Consider the following 15182-nt stretch of genomic DNA (forward strand, 5'->3'; position numbering starts at 1 on the left):
GCCGATGATCAGGATCGAGCCGCCGGTGCCGGCGCAATACGCGATGAACTCCCAGATGAAGCTGTCGGGCGGGTAGTGCCCGAGGTCGTACATGCCCATGGTCGCTGCCACCAGCGGCACGTTGTCGACGACGGCGCTCAAAAGCCCGAGCAGGACCACGATGATGTCCTGGCGGCCGATCGTCGTCTCCAGCCATCTGGCCAGCATCGTCAAGAGGCCGGCGTGTTCGAGGCAGGCGACTGCGAGCAGGATGCCGACGAAGAACACGATCGAGCTCATGTCGATCCGCGTCAGCGCATGCGCCAGCGTCAGCGGCTGGCGCACATGCTCGTCCTTGCGGCGATGAACGATTTCGCCGACCAGCCAGACGATGCCGAGCCCGAGCAGCACGCCCATGAAGGGCGGCAGATGCGTGAGCGTCTTGAAAGCGGGGACGGCGATCAGCGTGCCGAGCCCGAGATAGAACATCAGGTTTCGTTCGAACAGGCTGGCGCCTTGAAGCCGGTCCTCCCTCGGCGGCGGCGCGATGGTCTTGCCCTTCACTGCAAGGCTGATGATCGCGAGCGGCACGAGCAGGTTGACCAGCGAGGGCAGGAACACCGCGGCCATGATGTTCAGCGGCGAGACCTGTCCGCCGATCCACAGCATGGTCGTGGTGACGTCGCCGATCACGGTCCATGCGCCGCCGGCGTTGGCGGCGATGACGATGAGCGAGGCGAACAGCAGGCGGTCGTCACGCTTGGCGATGAGCCGCTGGATCAGCGAGACCATCACGATCGTGGTCGTCAGATTGTCCAGGATGGCGCTGAGGAAGAACGTCACGAAGCCGACCAGCCACATCAGCTTCACCTGGCTGGAGGTGCTGATGCGGGAGGTGATGACCTCGAAGCCGTCGTGAGCGTCAATCACCTCGACGATGGTCATCGCGCCGATCAGGAAGAACACGATCTGCGCCGTGGAAGCGACGGATTCGTCGAGCTGATGGCCGACCATGGCGTGGTCGCCGATGGTGGCCGCATAGACCGCCCACAGCAGTCCGGCGCCGATCAGCGCCGTCGCGCTCTTGTTGACCCCGAGAGGATGCTCGAGCGCGATCGCCGTGTAGGCAAGAACGAAGATGGCGGCGATCGCGATCAGCAAGAGAGGCCCGGTAAGTTCGGGATCAGCGTTGCAGGCGCGCGAGCAGGCTCGACGTATCCCAGCGCTTGCCGCCCATCTTCTCGACCTCGGCGTAGAACTGGTCGACCAGCGCGGTCACCGGCAGGTTGGCGCCGTTGCGGCGGGCCTCCGCGATGCAGATCGACAGATCCTTGCGCATCCATTCGACGGCGAAGCCGAAATCGTACTTGTCGTCGTTCATGGTCTTGTAGCGGTTCTCCATCTGCCAGGACTGCGCGGCGCCCTTGGAGATCACCTCGATCACGGAAGCGACGTCGAGGCCGGACTTCTTGGCGAAGTGGATGCCCTCGGAAAGCCCCTGGACGAGGCCGGCGATGCAGATCTGGTTGACCATCTTGGTGAGCTGGCCGGAGCCCGCGGGTCCCAAGAGCTTGCACATCCGCGCATAGGCCGCGATGACCGGCTCGGCGGCGGAATAGGCGTCCTGGGCGCCGCCGCACATCACAGTCAGCACGCCGTTCTCGGCACCGGCCTGGCCGCCGGAGACCGGCGCGTCGACGAACTTGAAGCCGGCCTTGGCGGCGGCCGCATCGAGCTCGCGCGCGACCTCGGCGGAGGCGGTGGTATGGTCGACGAAGATCGCGCCCTTCTTCATGCCGGCGAAGGCGCCGTCGGGACCGATCGTGACCGCGCGCAAATCGTTGTCGTTGCCGACGCAGCACATCACGAAATCCTGCCCTTCGGCGGCGGCCTTCGGGGTGGCTGCGGTCTTGCCGCCGAACTTGTCAGCCCAGTCCTTCGCCTTGGCCGCCGTGCGGTTGTAGACGGTGACCTCATGGCCCCCTTTTTTCACGAGGTGTCCGGCCATGGGGAAGCCCATCACGCCGAGACCGAGGAAAGCGACTTTAGCCATGTGTGGTACCTTGTCCGTAGTTTGGGTTTTACGGTTGTTGCCGGGCGAGGGGCGCCAGCCGGCGTGTCTTTAGGTTCCGCCAGGGAAGGCGGATCGGGCGCACCATAAACCCTCGCGCCGGGAGGGCAACGGCTTCGTTTGGCGCCCCCCTGTGCTAATGTGGCAGAACAAGAACCTGAAAAAGGGAGCGAAGGCATGGGCGTAAGTGTTGGCGTCCTCGACCATTTCAACATCCGGACCCGGAAGCTGGCCGAGACGGTCCGCTTCTATGAGGACGTGCTGGGTCTCGAGAACGGCGCCCGGCCGAATTTCGCCTTTCCGGGGGCCTGGATGTACAGCGAGGGCAGGCCGGTGGTGCACCTCGTCGATATTTCTCCGACCGCGGAGCCACAAAAGCCGGATTCCGGCGTTGTCCACCATGTCGCCTTCGTCAGCCGCGGGTTCGATGGCATGAAGCAGCGGCTGACGGCCAAGGGCATGAAGTTCGAGTCCCGCCAGGTGCCCGGCGGTGATCTCTGGCAGATCTTCGTCCACGACCCCAACGGGGTGATGATCGAGCTGAATTACGAGGCGGCCAAGGAGAAGGGCACGGCGGCGCCCGCCGAGATGGCTGACGATATCGGCAGGCAGTAGCCTTTTGGGCGTTTCCGCTCTAATGGGGCACATCTTGACTTCAGGAGATGCGCTTTGAGCGTGACGCAGCAACAGGTTCTCGACAGCCTCGGCCGGATCAAATCGCCGCGCGGGGTCGCGCTCACCAATGCCAATGTGCTGAGCGCGATCAGCGCCTCCGACGGCAAGGTGTTCTTCTCGATCAACGTCGAGGCTGCCGAGGCGCGGGCCTGGGAGCCGGTTCGCGCCGAGGCCGAGGCCGCCGTGCGCGCCATTCCCGGCGTCACCACGGTCATGGTGGCGCTGACCGCCGAGCGCAAGCCGGGCAGCGCACCGCCGCCACCGCCGCCGAGCCGCGGAGCGCCGGGGGTGCAGCCGGCCCATGCCCACAAGCCACCGCAGGGCGGCACTTCGCCGATGTCGCGGCAATCCGAGATTCCGGGCATCGCCGCCGTGATCGCGGTGGCCTCCGGCAAGGGCGGCGTCGGCAAGTCGACCACCGCGCTCAATCTGGCTCTGGGGCTGCGCGATCTCGGCCTGAAGGTCGGGCTGCTCGATGCCGACATCTACGGCCCCTCGATGCCGCGGCTGACCGGCTTGCGCGACAAGCCTGAGCTCAACGCCGAGCGCAAGATGATTCCGCTGAAGCGCTTCGGGCTCGCGATCATGTCGATCGGCTTCCTGGTGGAGGAAGAGACCGCGATGATCTGGCGCGGTCCGATGGTGATGTCGGCGGTGACGCAGATGCTGCGCGACGTCGAATGGGGCACGCTCGACGTTCTCGTGGTCGACATGCCGCCGGGCACGGGCGATGCCCAGCTCACACTGGCGCAGAACGTGCCGCTGAAGGGCGCCGTCATCATCTCGACCCCGCAGGACCTGTCCCTGATCGACGCGCGGCGCGGGCTCGCCATGTTCAGGAAAGTGAACGTGCCCGTGCTCGGCATCGTCGAGAACATGAGCTATTTCCAGTGCCCGCATTGTGGCACCAGGTCGGACATCTTCGGCCATGGCGGCGCGCGGCACGAGGCCGAGAAGCTTGGAGTACCGTTCCTGGGCGAGATCCCCCTGCACATGGCGATTCGCGCAACATCGGATGCCGGCAATCCGCTGGTCGACAGCGAGCCCGACGGCCCCCATGCGGCGATCTACCGCGCCATCGCGGGGCAGGTCCGGGACCAGCTCAAGAGCGTCATTGCTGTGGCCTGAGCCGGTCCGCGAGGGGACATGCGACTTTCGTACGGGCCCGTCATGCCAATGTCGCGTTCCGCAACCGGGGGTTCCGTGTTAAAGGCCGACGGCAGTCAAGCGCCTTCGGTTCGACGCGATTTCCAGGGGGATTTCCAAGCGGATTTCCAAGGGAACGCATCGCCGAGATGGCGGCGGCAAGAAGAGAAGTTGAGGGGAAAACGCCCCAGCAAGGAGAGACCTGAAGATGAAGCGTCGTGATTTCCTGAAAGTGTCGGCAGTAGGCGCGGCGGCGACCGCAGTGGCCTCGCCGGCGATCGCGCAGTCCTCGCCCGAGGTGAAGTGGCGCCTGACTTCGAGCTTCCCGAAGTCGCTCGACACCATCTATGGCGGCGCCGAGCAGGTGGCGAAATACGTCGCCGAGATGACCGACAACAAATTCCAGATCCAGGTGTTCGCTGCCGGCGAAGTCGTCCCCGGCCTCCAGGCGCTCGATGCGACCTCCAACGGCACGGTCGAGATGAGCCACACCGTGTCCTACTACTATGTCGGCAAGGACCCGACCTTCGCGATCTACGCCTCGGTGCCGTTCGGCCTCAATGCGCGCCAGCAGAACTCCTGGTGGTATCAGGGCGGCGGCATGGAGCTCGGCAACGAGTTCTTCAAGAAGTCGAACGTGATCGGCTTCCCCTGCGGCAACACCGGCACCCAGATGGGCGGTTGGTTCCGCAAGGAGATCAAGACCGTTGCCGATCTCTCGGGCCTGAAATTCCGCATCGGCGGCATCGCCGGCCAGGTGCTCCAGAAGGTCGGCGTGGTGCCGCAGCAGCTCGCCGGCGGCGACATCTATCCGGCGCTGGAGAAGGGCACCATCGACGCCGCCGAGTGGGTCGGTCCGTACGATGACGAGAAGCTCGGCTTCGCCAAGGTCGCCAAGTACTACTACTATCCGGGCTTCTGGGAAGGCGGTCCCACCGTCCACTCCTTCGTCAACCTCGACAAGTGGAACGGCCTGCCGAAGAACTACCAGGCGATCCTCACCAACGCGATGGCGAACGCCAACAGCTGGATGGCTGCGCGCTACGACATGCAGAACCCGGCGGCGCTGAAGCGCCTGGTGGCTGGCGGCACCCAGCTTCGTCCCTTCACTAACGAAGTGCTCGAAGCCTGCCTCAAGGCGACCAACGAATTGTGGGCGGAGATCTCGGCCAAGAACGCCGACTTCAAGAAGTCGATCGACGCCATGCAGGCCTACCGCTCGGACGAATATCTGTGGTGGCAGGTCGCCGAATACACCTACGACAGCTTCATGATCCGCTCGCGCACCCGCGGCTGATCTACAGCTTAAGTCGTAAGACGAAACGCCCGGCCTCGTTTTTGCGAGGCCGGGCTTTTTCTTTGCCGCAGTGCGATCGGGATGGAAATCGTCATGGAAATTGACTTGGCGTTGTTCCATCCTGTGATCCAAGCCTCACCAAGAAGGCTCACAATCACGATCCATCAGGGTAGGAAATCATGAAGAGAAGAGATTTCATCAAGGTCACTGGACTTGGTGCGGCAGGGGCCGCCACGCTCGCTGCTCCCGCGATCGCGCAATCGATGCCGGAGATCAAATGGCGCATGCCGACGAGCTGGCCCAAATCGCTCGACACGCTCTATGGCGGCGCCGAGCTGATGAGCAAGATGGTCGCCGAAGCGACCGACAATAAATTCCAGATCCAGACCTTCGCGGCCGGCGAAATCGTGCCGGGCCTCCAGGTGCTGGACGCCGTGCAGAACGCCACCTGCGAGATCGGCCATACCGCGTCCTATTACTATTTCGGCAAGGACCCGACCTTCACCTTCGGCTCGTCGGTGCCGTTCGGTCCCAACATGCGCATCAACCAGGCCTGGTACATGCTGGGCGGCGGCCGCGAGGTGCTCAACGAGTTCTACAAGAGCTACAACGTGATCTCGCTGCTCGCCGGCAACACGGGCTGCCAGATGGGCGGCTGGTTCAGGAAAGAGGTCAACACGCCGGACGATCTCAGGGGCATGAAATTCCGCATCGGCGGCTTCGCCGGCCGCGTCCTGCAGAAGCTCGGCGTGGTGCCGCAGCAGCTCGCCGGCGGCGACATCTATCCGGCGCTGGAGAAGGGCACCATCGACGCCGCCGAATGGGTTGGCCCCTATGACGACGAGAAGCTCGGCTTCTACAAGATCGCGCCGCACTACTACTATCCCGGCTGGTGGGAAGGCGGGCCGATGCTGCTGGCCTTCGTCAACCTCGACAAGTGGAACGCGCTGCCGAAGTATTATCAAAGCGTGCTGGAGCAGGCCGGGCACTACGCCAACAATTACATGATGGCACGCTACGACCAGGCCAATCCGCTGGCGCTGAAGAAGCTGCTCGCCAACAACACCAAGCTGCACGCCTTCTCGCCGCCGATCATGGACGCCTGCTACAAGGCGGCCAAGGAGCTGCACAGCGAGGTCAGCGCGACCAATCCCAACTTCAAGAAGGTCTACGAGTCCTTGAACAAGTTCTCGAGCGACGGCTATGCCTGGTTCCAGGTCGCCGAAGTCGGCTACGACATCTTCATGGCGCGTCACTCGCAGAGCTGATCGCGCGCGATCTCTCGCATGCAGAGCCCTGGAGCGAAGGCTCCGGGGCGTTGCCGCCGCAGCGTTCTGGAAGGGGCTCCCACCAAAAATGTGGAAAACAACCCCATGCAAAGTAGACGAGGAGGGAGGGCGCGCGCCCTGTGGATGCTGCCAACAGTTTGACACCTCGGGGCAAATCAGCCGGACAAGGCGATCATCGCGCAACCGGGGGCCGCATCGGATTTCGAGAGCTCGAGCGGGATGACCAGCGCATGAGCACCATCGTCGTTCAGGGCCGGCCCCGCCGAGCGACTGGGTCCCAGCCCGATGGGCCGATAGATTGATCTATCTCAAATTGACAAGGTTCGGACCTGCGCGAAAACCCCCGTACCGGTTTGTCGATGAATGTGCAGGAGGCCATGGGGTTTGTGACCAAGATGGCAGAAGCTTCAGATTCTCTGTTCGGTAGCGTGCTGGATCCGATGGAGCGGATCTCGGAGACCTTGTTCGGCCTGATCATGGCTCTCACCTTTATCTGCTCGCTCGGAATCGCAACGGGGGCCAATATCAATCTTCAGACCATGCTGATCGGTGCGCTCGGCTGCAACCTGGCCTGGGGCATCGTTGATGGCGGTCTTTATCTGTTGGGCCGGATCAACAGTCGGGGAGAGAAGATTCGAACGCTCCACGCGGTGCGGCGGGCCCCGGATTCCGAGACGGCGCGCCGCGTCATCGCTGGCACACTGGCACCAGAATTGGTGGCGTTTCTGTCTGCGCAGCAATTGGAATTGATGCGGCAGAAATTACGGCAGTTGCCCGAGCCGTCCCACGGCCCAGGACTGACGAAGCGCGATTGGATTGGAGCGTTGGGCCTTTGCTTGCTAAGCTTCCTTTCGACCTTCCCGGTGGTCATCCCGTTTCTGTTTCTGAGCGACGCCAGAGTGGCGCTGCGCGCCTCCTACGCCGTCGCTATCGTGATGCTGTTCTGCTGCGGCTACGTGTTTGGAATTCAAAGCGGGCTGCGGCCTTGGGCGGCTGGTCTTGCGATGGTCGCTGTTGGTGGTGCGCTCGTTGGAGTAGCGGTAGCTCTTGGAGGATAGCGACAGTGAGGCGGCAGGGCGTTGCATCGGTTCGGCGGCTACGCGATGCCTCATGCGCTGCGTTGGTCGGGTTGTGGCTTGCACCAATAACCGGCGCTCTGGCGCAAGCCAATCCCCCAGGTCCAGGCAGTGCGATTGGTCTTGGCAATCGCGGATGGTCAGGGGCCGACACAAACGGTCAAACCTCGGCAAACGGGCTCGAATTCAGCGCCCGCGCGGGCGTTGCATCCGACTACATCTATCGCGGGATCACGCTTTCCGATCATGGGCCCGCGGCCGGCGCCGCCTTCGAAACAAGATTTGGTCCGCTATACGCCGGAACTACGGTGGCCACCGTCAAGCTACCGACCGAGCCAGCCGCGGAGTTTACCTTTGCCGGCGGTATCCGCCCGAAGATCGCAAACATCGATTTCGATCTTGGCGTCACCTATTTCGCCTATCCGGGTGAAAGGCTTCCCGGCGAGACCAATGGCATCAACTATTGGGAGGCGGTTGTTCGCGGCGATCGTCGCATCGGCGAACATATCCGTGTCGCGGCCGGCTTCGCCTATTCTCCTAATGTCTCGAACACTGGCGCCTGGAGCCAATACGCCGCGGCTGGCGTCGGCTACGATGTGCCCGGCCACCTGTTGCCGCAGAACCTGGCCGTATCGTTCACGGCTGCCGCCGGCTATTCCTGGTTCGGCAATCAGGCCGCGCAACTCGGCGGCTTCCCGCTACCTGGCTATCTCAATTGGCAGGCGGGCGTGACCTTCACCCACGAGGCGTTCAACCTCGATCTGCGCTACTACGACACCAATCTGTCGAAGGAAAACTGCTTTGTCTTTACGGGCGATCCAAACGCTCGGCCGGGTGGCCGCGTTAATCTCGTCACCAACCCTGACGGCCTGGTCTCGAACTGGTGCGGCGCGACGTTTGTTGCCAAGGCCTGGTTTGCGCTTAACTAGTTCTGAGTGGCGGCGCTGCCGAGCGACTGGTTTCGCTTCGCTCTACGCCCCACGAGCTACAACGGCATTTGACACGTCGGGCAAAACAGTGGCAAAGGTCGACAATCGTATAATCCGAATTTGCGCCTCGGTGCCGATGTTCGGGGTGACGGTGAGCTTCGATATTGATGAAGTTCAAAGCGCGCTGTGCAAGGCATGGTCGTTGTCCACGGCCTCATGACTTCACAGAGAGCCAGTTCGATCAGCCAATTGCTCACAGAAGCGGACGTCGCACAGCATTTTGGCGCCGGCATATGAACCAGCCTCGATCAAAAGCCGCAACGCTCCCTGCCGCCGAAATCGGGCGCATACGGCAAATCGAGTTGCTCTGAGCGTGCCACTCGCGGCTTAGTAGCGGGCGCCTGTACTGTTGCACCATTTTGGCAAAGATCGGGGGCCTGCCGCGGCCGAACGCCGCGAACTAAAGCATGCTATGCTGGAAAGATAACGTTACTTTGCTGCAGTCCGATATTCGGCTGGCCGTCAATCAGACAGTCGAGGGCGCCAATGCAGCAGATTGCGGACTGGCTCAACATCCTTGGCCTGGGGCAATACGCGCAGCGCTTTGCCGAGAACGACATTGATTCAAGCGTTCTGCGCGATCTGACCGACTATGACCTCGAAAAAATCGGTGTCTCGCTCGGCCATCGCAAGAAGATGTTGCGCGCGATTGCGGAGTTGGCTGAGACCGGGCCGAGATCCGTGCGTACTCCTTGGACCGCGGCCGAGAGACGTCAACTCACGGTGATGTTCGCCGATCTTGTTGGCTCGACAGCGCTCTCGACCAAGCTCGACGCTGAAGACTTGCGGGAAATCATTGGCAAGTACCACCGCTGCTGTGCCGAGCAAATCGAGAAATCTGGCGGGTTCGTTGCCAGATTCATGGGCGACGGCGTGCTCGCATATTTCGGCTATCCGCGGGCCGATGAAGACGATGCTGAGCGCGCGGTATGTGCCGGACTAGCATTGGTTGCGGCAGTGGCAGGACTCGATGTCGGCCCGTCGGCAAGATTGCGAGTGCGAGTTGGCGTTGCCACTGGCTTGGTGATCGTCGGTGATCTCATCGGGGATGGCGCATCGCAGGAACATGGGGTGATTGGTCAGACCCCCAATCTGGCCGCGCGGCTGCAGGCGCTGGCCGAGCCGGATACGATGATCATCGACGGCAGCACCCGCCGCCTGATCGGTGGACTCTTCGAGTATCTCGCTCTCGGGAGCGTGTCCATCACAGGCTTCAGCGACCCGGTGCCGGTCTGGCGAGTCATCGGTGCGAACGCGGTCGATAGCCGCTTCGAGGCCCTGCGCGTAGCCAGAACGCCACTGCTCGGCCGCGATGAAGAGATCGAGCTGCTGATGCGCCGCTGGCAGCAGACAAAACGCGGCGATGGCTCGGTCGTGCTGATATCGGGCGAGCCCGGCATCGGCAAATCGCGCCTCGCCGAGACCGTGCTGGAGCGGCTCAGCTATGATCCACATATCCGATTGCGCCGTTTCTGCTCGCCGCACCATCAGGACAGCGCGCTTTTCCCGACCATCTCACAGCTCGAGCGGGCGGCGGAATTCCGGCGCGACGATACGGACCAGCAACGGTTGGGCAAGCTCGAAGCGTTGCTTGCGGAGGCAAACGCCGACCTCAGCGAGGCCGTCCCTCTGATCGCGGACCTGCTGTCCGTGCCGATCGGCAAAAGCTATCCACCTCTCAGTCTCACCCCTCAGAAACGCAAGGAGAAGACGCTCGGGGTCCTCCTGGCCCAGCTCGAGGGACTGGCGGCGCGCCGGCCCGTGCTGATGGTGTTCGAGGATGTGCACTGGATCGACCCCACCTCGCTCGACCTGTTGGATCGCATCGTCGATCGCGTGGCCACCCTCCGGGTCTTGCTGATCATCACTTTCCGGCCAGAGTTCGCGCCAGCCTGGATCGGGCGCTCGCACGTGACATTGATCAGTCTCAGCCGGCTGCAGCATCGACAGCGCGCCGAGATGATCATGCGGGTGACCGGCGGCAAGGCGTTGCCCCAGGAGATCGTCGAAGGAATCATCGATCGGACCGATGGCATACCGCTGTTCATCGAAGAAATGACCAAGGCGGTGATCGAGAGCGGCATGCTGGCCGACGCTGGCGACCGCTTTGATGCGAGGGGGCCCGTGCCTCGGCTTGCGATCCCTACCTCGCTCCACGCCTCACTCCTGGCACGGCTCGATCGCTTGGCGCCCGTGCGCGAGATGGCGCAGATCGGAGCCGCCCTTGGGCGGTCGTTCTCGCATGAGTTGATCAGCGCCGTCGCAGCCGTGCCGCAGCAACAGGTGGACGGGGCCTTGGCGCAGCTCGTAAGCGCCGAATTGGTCTTCCAGCGGGGAACCCCGCCTGATGCAGAGTACACCTTCAAGCACGCGCTGGTGCTGGACGCAGCCTATAGCACCATGCTGCGCGGTCGACGCCAGCAGATCCATGCTCGCGTCGCGACGACGCTAGAAAGTCAGTTCCCTGAAATCGTGGCTGCACAGCCCCAACTCATGGCCCACCATTGTGCCGAGGCTGGTTTCAACGAGAAGGCGGTCGGCTACCGGCTCAAGGCCGGCCAGCAGGCGGTCGCGCGATCGGCGATGACGGAAGCGGTGGCGCAGTTGCAGAAGGGTCTCGAATTGCTTGCGAACATGCCCGAGGAGTCGCGGCCGGTGCAGCACGAGCTCGACCTGCAGATTACCCTGGGGCGGGCCCTGATGGCGGCCAGGGGGTATTCGGCGCCGGCGGTGGCCGATACCCTTGTCAGGGCGCGGGCGCTCGCTGAGCGGTTCGATCGAACGGATCGTCTCGCTCCGCTGCTCTATTTCCAATGGGGCTTCCATTCGGTTCGCGCCGAGCACGAGCTGGCGGTGTCGCTTGCCGAGCAGATGGAGAAATTGGGCGAGACAAGAAAAGATCAAGCCACGCTGCTGCTGGGTCACTATATCCACGGCGCCAGTTGCCACTATCGCGGGGAGTTTGTGACAGCGCGCGGCCTTCTCGAGCTGTGCGATGGCTTGAGAGATCCGGCCGCTCGCGCGATTTGCGCCGCCATAGCGGTGGCCGATCCGCGCGCGGCGAGCCAGGGTCACTTGGCGGTGACGTTGGCGCTTCTGGGCGACATCGATCAGGGACACGCGCGCGCGGACGAGGCGTTATCAGAAGCCCGTTCGCTCGACCATCCGTTCACGGTGGCCTTTGTGTTGAGCAAGGTGTGTGCGGTGGAGGCGGCCGCCGGCTTGCCGCATGACGCATTACGGCATGCGGAGGAATTGGTGGCTCTCTCGAACGAGCATGGCTTTCCGCTCTGGTTGGGCCTCGGACTTCTTCAGCATGGTCGTTCATTGACAACACTAGGACAGGTGCAGGACGGCCTCGCGCTGCTCGCGAGGGGGCTCTCGGTGCTTCGTGGTGTAGGAGCTGTGGTGCACACGCCACGCGCGCTCTGCTTTCTCGCCGAGGCTCACGCCAAGGTCGGGCATCTGCAGGAGGGCCAGCAATGCCTTGTTGAGGCCGCGCAGCTCATCGAGATGACCCAAGAGCGGTCCGGTGAGGTCGAGTTGCATCGACTTCGAGGCGACATGATGAATACGCGGGGCGACCAGGCCGCGGCAGAGCAGCATTATCATCGAGCGCTCGCTGTGGCGGAGCGTCAGAGCGCGAAGACGTTAGGGCTGCGCGCTGCGACCAGGCTCGCTTGCCTGTGGCGTGACCAAGGCAAGTGCACGGAAGCTCACGATCTCCTCGCACTGCGGTATCGCTCGTTCACCGAAGGCTTCGACACGCCGGTCTTGAGGAAGGCCAGGGCGCTGCTGGAACAGCTGGCCTGAGTTGATTCATGTCTTTCGCCGCGGGATGGGTGCTTTCGGTCCTTGCGCAATCCCGAAACTATTGCCGTTTTCGAACAGCCTCGTATGGGCTCCGGAAGCGCGTCGAGTCATCCGGGCAGTCCGGACGCGGACGCAAACCCGATGTGGCCAAGGCTCGACATAACGGCTCTTCCAAATGCCGCGGCCAGCTTGTTTTGGCTTATTGCTGAGGCTGCGAGGCCGGCCGTTTTCGTCAGAACGGGAACGAGAATTCCCGGACCGGGTACCGGCTGAAAAATCCAAGGCCGGTGGCCGGTCCGCTGCGGTAGTGGCCGTTGTAATAGCCGTATGGCGGGCGATCGGGTCTCTGTGCTGGACAGGCCAGATCGTCATGACCGGCAAGGATCGGCCGGCGTTCGCGATAGTTCGTCTGCCAGCAGTCGCAGTTCTGATCGCACACTATCCGCACTTGTGCGATCGGGGGCTGATCGCCGCGACCGGCGGCGGGCGGGGCCGGGCTGGCCGCCGCCAGCAGCGCCACTTGAACGACCCCGAACAACAGATTTGGCATGGTCAGCTCCCAGGGCGTGGCGCTATCAGCCTGGTGCCAGCGAGACGAGCCAGGCGTCTTTGAGGCGCTCGCAATCGAACCAGAACGCGTCGCCCCGGCGCAAGACCATGTGCCACGGCGAGTTTTTGGCGAAGGTCGAGACGACCGTCGGCCCGTGTGGATAGGTCACCCGCACCGTCGCCTTGAGCAGCCAATATCCAGGCGGCGCATAGGGGAGTTCCTCGGAGGAAATGACCTCTGCGTGACAGCGCGGTGGCGTCGCGGCGTTGACCGCGACAGCCGACAAAATCACGAGGGCAAATGTGACGGCTATTTTATCAATGCATGTCATAGCGGGCGTTCCGTCCGAACGAGGGGCCGGGGCCGCGAGAAAGATGACTTTCCTGGCCGCTTTGTGTTAAGATTCTCCGGGCGCTGGATGACACATATGCGGATTCTCGGTCTGATTCTGCGGACGCTCTTTCTCCTGGTGGTGATTGTGGTCACCGTCCGTGTCGCTTCTCCCCAGACCGAAAGCCTGTGGTCCGCATACGACACCCCATCCGATATGTTTCGCTTCGTGTTGGGCGTGGCCGTTGGCGGCTTCATTGCCTTCCAGATCTTCCAATATCCCAAAAGCCCGGCTGAGATGCGCAAATGGGTCCCGATCGGGCTCGCCGTCCTGCCGCTCGCGCTGTTGTGCGCCGCGGTCATCTGGTAAGCGCCTCGCTTGATCGGCTGGCGGCGTGTCTTCGTCATTTGGCCTCGCTCACCTGAACGGTCGTGGGCGGGGCGTCCGTCAGCACGCAGTCGCGCCAGACGGGCGTCGTGCAATGGGCCCGCCAACCGCCGCCGAGCGCCATGAACAGGGCGGCGGTGTCCGAGAGGCGCGTCGCTTGCGCCTGAACGCGGACGACCGCAGCGTTCAGATATACTTGCTGGGCATTGAGCACGACCACCTGATTGACCTGCCCGAGAACGAGCTGCTTCTGAATGATGTCGAGACTTGCCTTCGCGGCGAGTTCGGCCTTGACCGCAGCTTGCAAGGCACGCGCGTCCGCCTGCAAACTGCGCAAAGCGTCGGCGACGTTCTGCATCGCCGTGATGACGGCCTGGCGATAGAGTGCGTCCGCTTGGTCCACCGCGGCCTCTGCGGCCTTCTGCTTGTGGTAAAGCGTCAACCCATCGAAAACTGGCTGCGTCATGCTCGCCGCGATGACATAGAAGCTGGTCCCTGGCGTGAACAACTCGGCCAGGTTGAAGCCGGTGGCTCCTGCATTTCCGGTAATCGTTACGTTGGGCAGCCGCGCCGCGACCGACACACCGACTAGGGCGTTCGTCGAGTGCAGCAGCGCCTCGGCGGCCCTGACATCAGGACGCTTGCTTATCACCTTGCTCGGCAGGCTCACCGGCAGATTTGCGGGTAGCGCCAGCCCGTCGAGCGTAAACTTTTGTAGGATTTCGTCCGCGGAGAATTGCCCGGCGAGCGCGGTCAGGAGGTCGCGCTGAACGGCGAGCTGCTTTTGGAGCGGCGGCAGGAGCTGCTCGGACTGGGCCAGAGCGGCCTCCTGCGCCAGCACGTCGACCTGGGAGGCACTGCCTGCGTTGAACTGGTTCTTCACGATCTCCAGGATACCGCGTTCAATCTTCACAACGCGCTGGATCGCGGCAATCTGGCCGCGAAGTGATGCTTCCTGGATCGCCGCGGTGACGACGTTGGCAATCAGCGTGAGGTAGGCCGCCTCGAGCTGGAACACTTGCTGCTCGGATATTGCGTCGAGACTCTCGACGGCGCGAATGTTCTGGCCCCAAATATCCGGCACGAAACTGACGTTCAATTGCGCGGTATGGAGCGAAAATACCGACGGGGACTGGCCACCTGGGCCCGAACTCGAGGCGCCGGATATTTGTTGTTGGGAGGGCGTGTAATTTGCGCCGATCTGCGGAAAGAAAAGCCCGCGCTGGGCCAGCGCGTTGTATTGCGCGATTCTGATCGACGCCTCGGCCGACTGCAGGCTAGGATTGTGCTGGACTGACAGGCGGATCAGCTCGTTGAGGGGCGTGGACCGGAACGCCGCCCACCAGCGCGTCGGGATATCGGCACCGTCCACGAAACGTTGCCGCGGCACGCGCGGCCCGTCGGCATCGGTGCGTGGCGAGGCCGTCGGCTCCGGCGTGTAGCGGGAGACATCGGGCGCAGGCGGCGGGGTGAAATTCGGACCCACGGCGCAGCTCGCGAGCCAAAGGCTTGCGCCGCCGGTTGCGAGCGCTCGTGCGAGGCGGGTCATGGCTGTCACGCTACGCATTCACCCGCCTTC

The 15182-nt window shown here is 63.2% G+C and carries 13 protein-coding genes; 8 read left to right on the forward strand and 5 right to left on the reverse strand.

The genetic code is table 11. The features are described from left to right. Positions 1–1140 (reverse strand): sodium:proton antiporter NhaD (nhaD, locus tag AXW67_RS00965; RefSeq protein ID WP_245315331.1); only part of this gene is annotated, 1140 nt, incomplete at its 3' end. A gap of 22 nt (positions 1141–1162) precedes the next feature. After that, complete coding sequence (locus tag AXW67_RS00970) at positions 1163–2032, reverse strand: NAD(P)-dependent oxidoreductase (protein WP_027555886.1); 870 nt, start codon at positions 2030–2032, stop codon at positions 1163–1165. 195 nt (positions 2033–2227) lie between these two features. Between AXW67_RS00970 and AXW67_RS00975 the strand changes: the two genes are divergently transcribed. The 7 genes from AXW67_RS00975 (at position 2228) to AXW67_RS01005 (ending at position 12335) form a co-directional block, all read left to right on the forward strand. Beyond that, entirely contained in the window at positions 2228–2665 is a 438-nt protein-coding gene (locus AXW67_RS00975) for a VOC family protein (protein WP_063675923.1), read from the forward strand. Positions 2666–2719: 54 nt separating this feature from the next. Continuing rightward, a complete protein-coding gene (locus tag AXW67_RS00980) occupies positions 2720–3853 on the forward strand; it encodes an Mrp/NBP35 family ATP-binding protein (protein ID WP_063675925.1) in 1134 nt (377 codons plus the stop codon). Positions 3854–4079: 226 nt separating this feature from the next. Then, the gene (locus tag AXW67_RS00985) at positions 4080–5168 is read left to right on the forward strand and encodes a TRAP transporter substrate-binding protein (protein ID WP_027555883.1); all 1089 of its coding nucleotides are present in this window, start codon (positions 4080–4082) and stop codon (positions 5166–5168) included. 179 nt (positions 5169–5347) lie between these two features. Next, the gene (locus AXW67_RS00990; RefSeq protein WP_027555882.1) at positions 5348–6436 is read left to right on the forward strand and encodes a TRAP transporter substrate-binding protein; all 1089 of its coding nucleotides are present in this window, start codon (positions 5348–5350) and stop codon (positions 6434–6436) included. Between the two features lie 380 nt (positions 6437–6816). Beyond that, complete coding sequence (locus tag AXW67_RS00995; protein ID WP_082907711.1) at positions 6817–7515, forward strand: VIT1/CCC1 transporter family protein; 699 nt, start codon at positions 6817–6819, stop codon at positions 7513–7515. Between the two features lie 5 nt (positions 7516–7520). Beyond that, entirely contained in the window at positions 7521–8462 is a 942-nt protein-coding gene (locus AXW67_RS39985) for a TorF family putative porin (protein WP_161491207.1), read from the forward strand. A gap of 546 nt (positions 8463–9008) precedes the next feature. Continuing rightward, positions 9009–12335 (forward strand): adenylate/guanylate cyclase domain-containing protein, encoded by a 3327-nt coding sequence (locus tag AXW67_RS01005; RefSeq protein ID WP_063675929.1) that lies wholly within the window; start codon positions 9009–9011, stop codon positions 12333–12335. Positions 12336–12567: 232 nt separating this feature from the next. Here the strand turns inward: AXW67_RS01005 and AXW67_RS01010 are convergent, their stop codons facing one another. After that, a complete protein-coding gene (locus AXW67_RS01010; protein ID WP_063675931.1) occupies positions 12568–12885 on the reverse strand; it encodes a hypothetical protein in 318 nt (105 codons plus the stop codon). A 25-nt stretch (positions 12886–12910) separates the two neighbouring features. After that, positions 12911–13216 (reverse strand): hypothetical protein, encoded by a 306-nt coding sequence (locus AXW67_RS01015; RefSeq protein ID WP_145927338.1) that lies wholly within the window; start codon positions 13214–13216, stop codon positions 12911–12913. Between the two features lie 96 nt (positions 13217–13312). Here AXW67_RS01015 and AXW67_RS01020 point away from each other — a divergent pair, with 96 nt between their 5' ends. Beyond that, positions 13313–13585: a hypothetical protein gene (locus tag AXW67_RS01020; RefSeq protein ID WP_063675935.1), complete on the forward strand. Its 273-nt coding sequence runs from the start codon at positions 13313–13315 to the stop codon at positions 13583–13585. Positions 13586–13619: 34 nt separating this feature from the next. Here AXW67_RS01020 and AXW67_RS01025 read toward each other — a convergent pair whose 3' ends face one another. Then, complete coding sequence (locus AXW67_RS01025) at positions 13620–15152, reverse strand: efflux transporter outer membrane subunit (protein ID WP_245315333.1); 1533 nt, start codon at positions 15150–15152, stop codon at positions 13620–13622. Between the last annotated feature and the right edge of the window lie 30 nt (positions 15153–15182).

Source organism: Bradyrhizobium neotropicale, from assembly GCF_001641695.1.
GTDB classification, from domain to species: Bacteria; Pseudomonadota; Alphaproteobacteria; order Rhizobiales; family Xanthobacteraceae; genus Bradyrhizobium; species Bradyrhizobium neotropicale.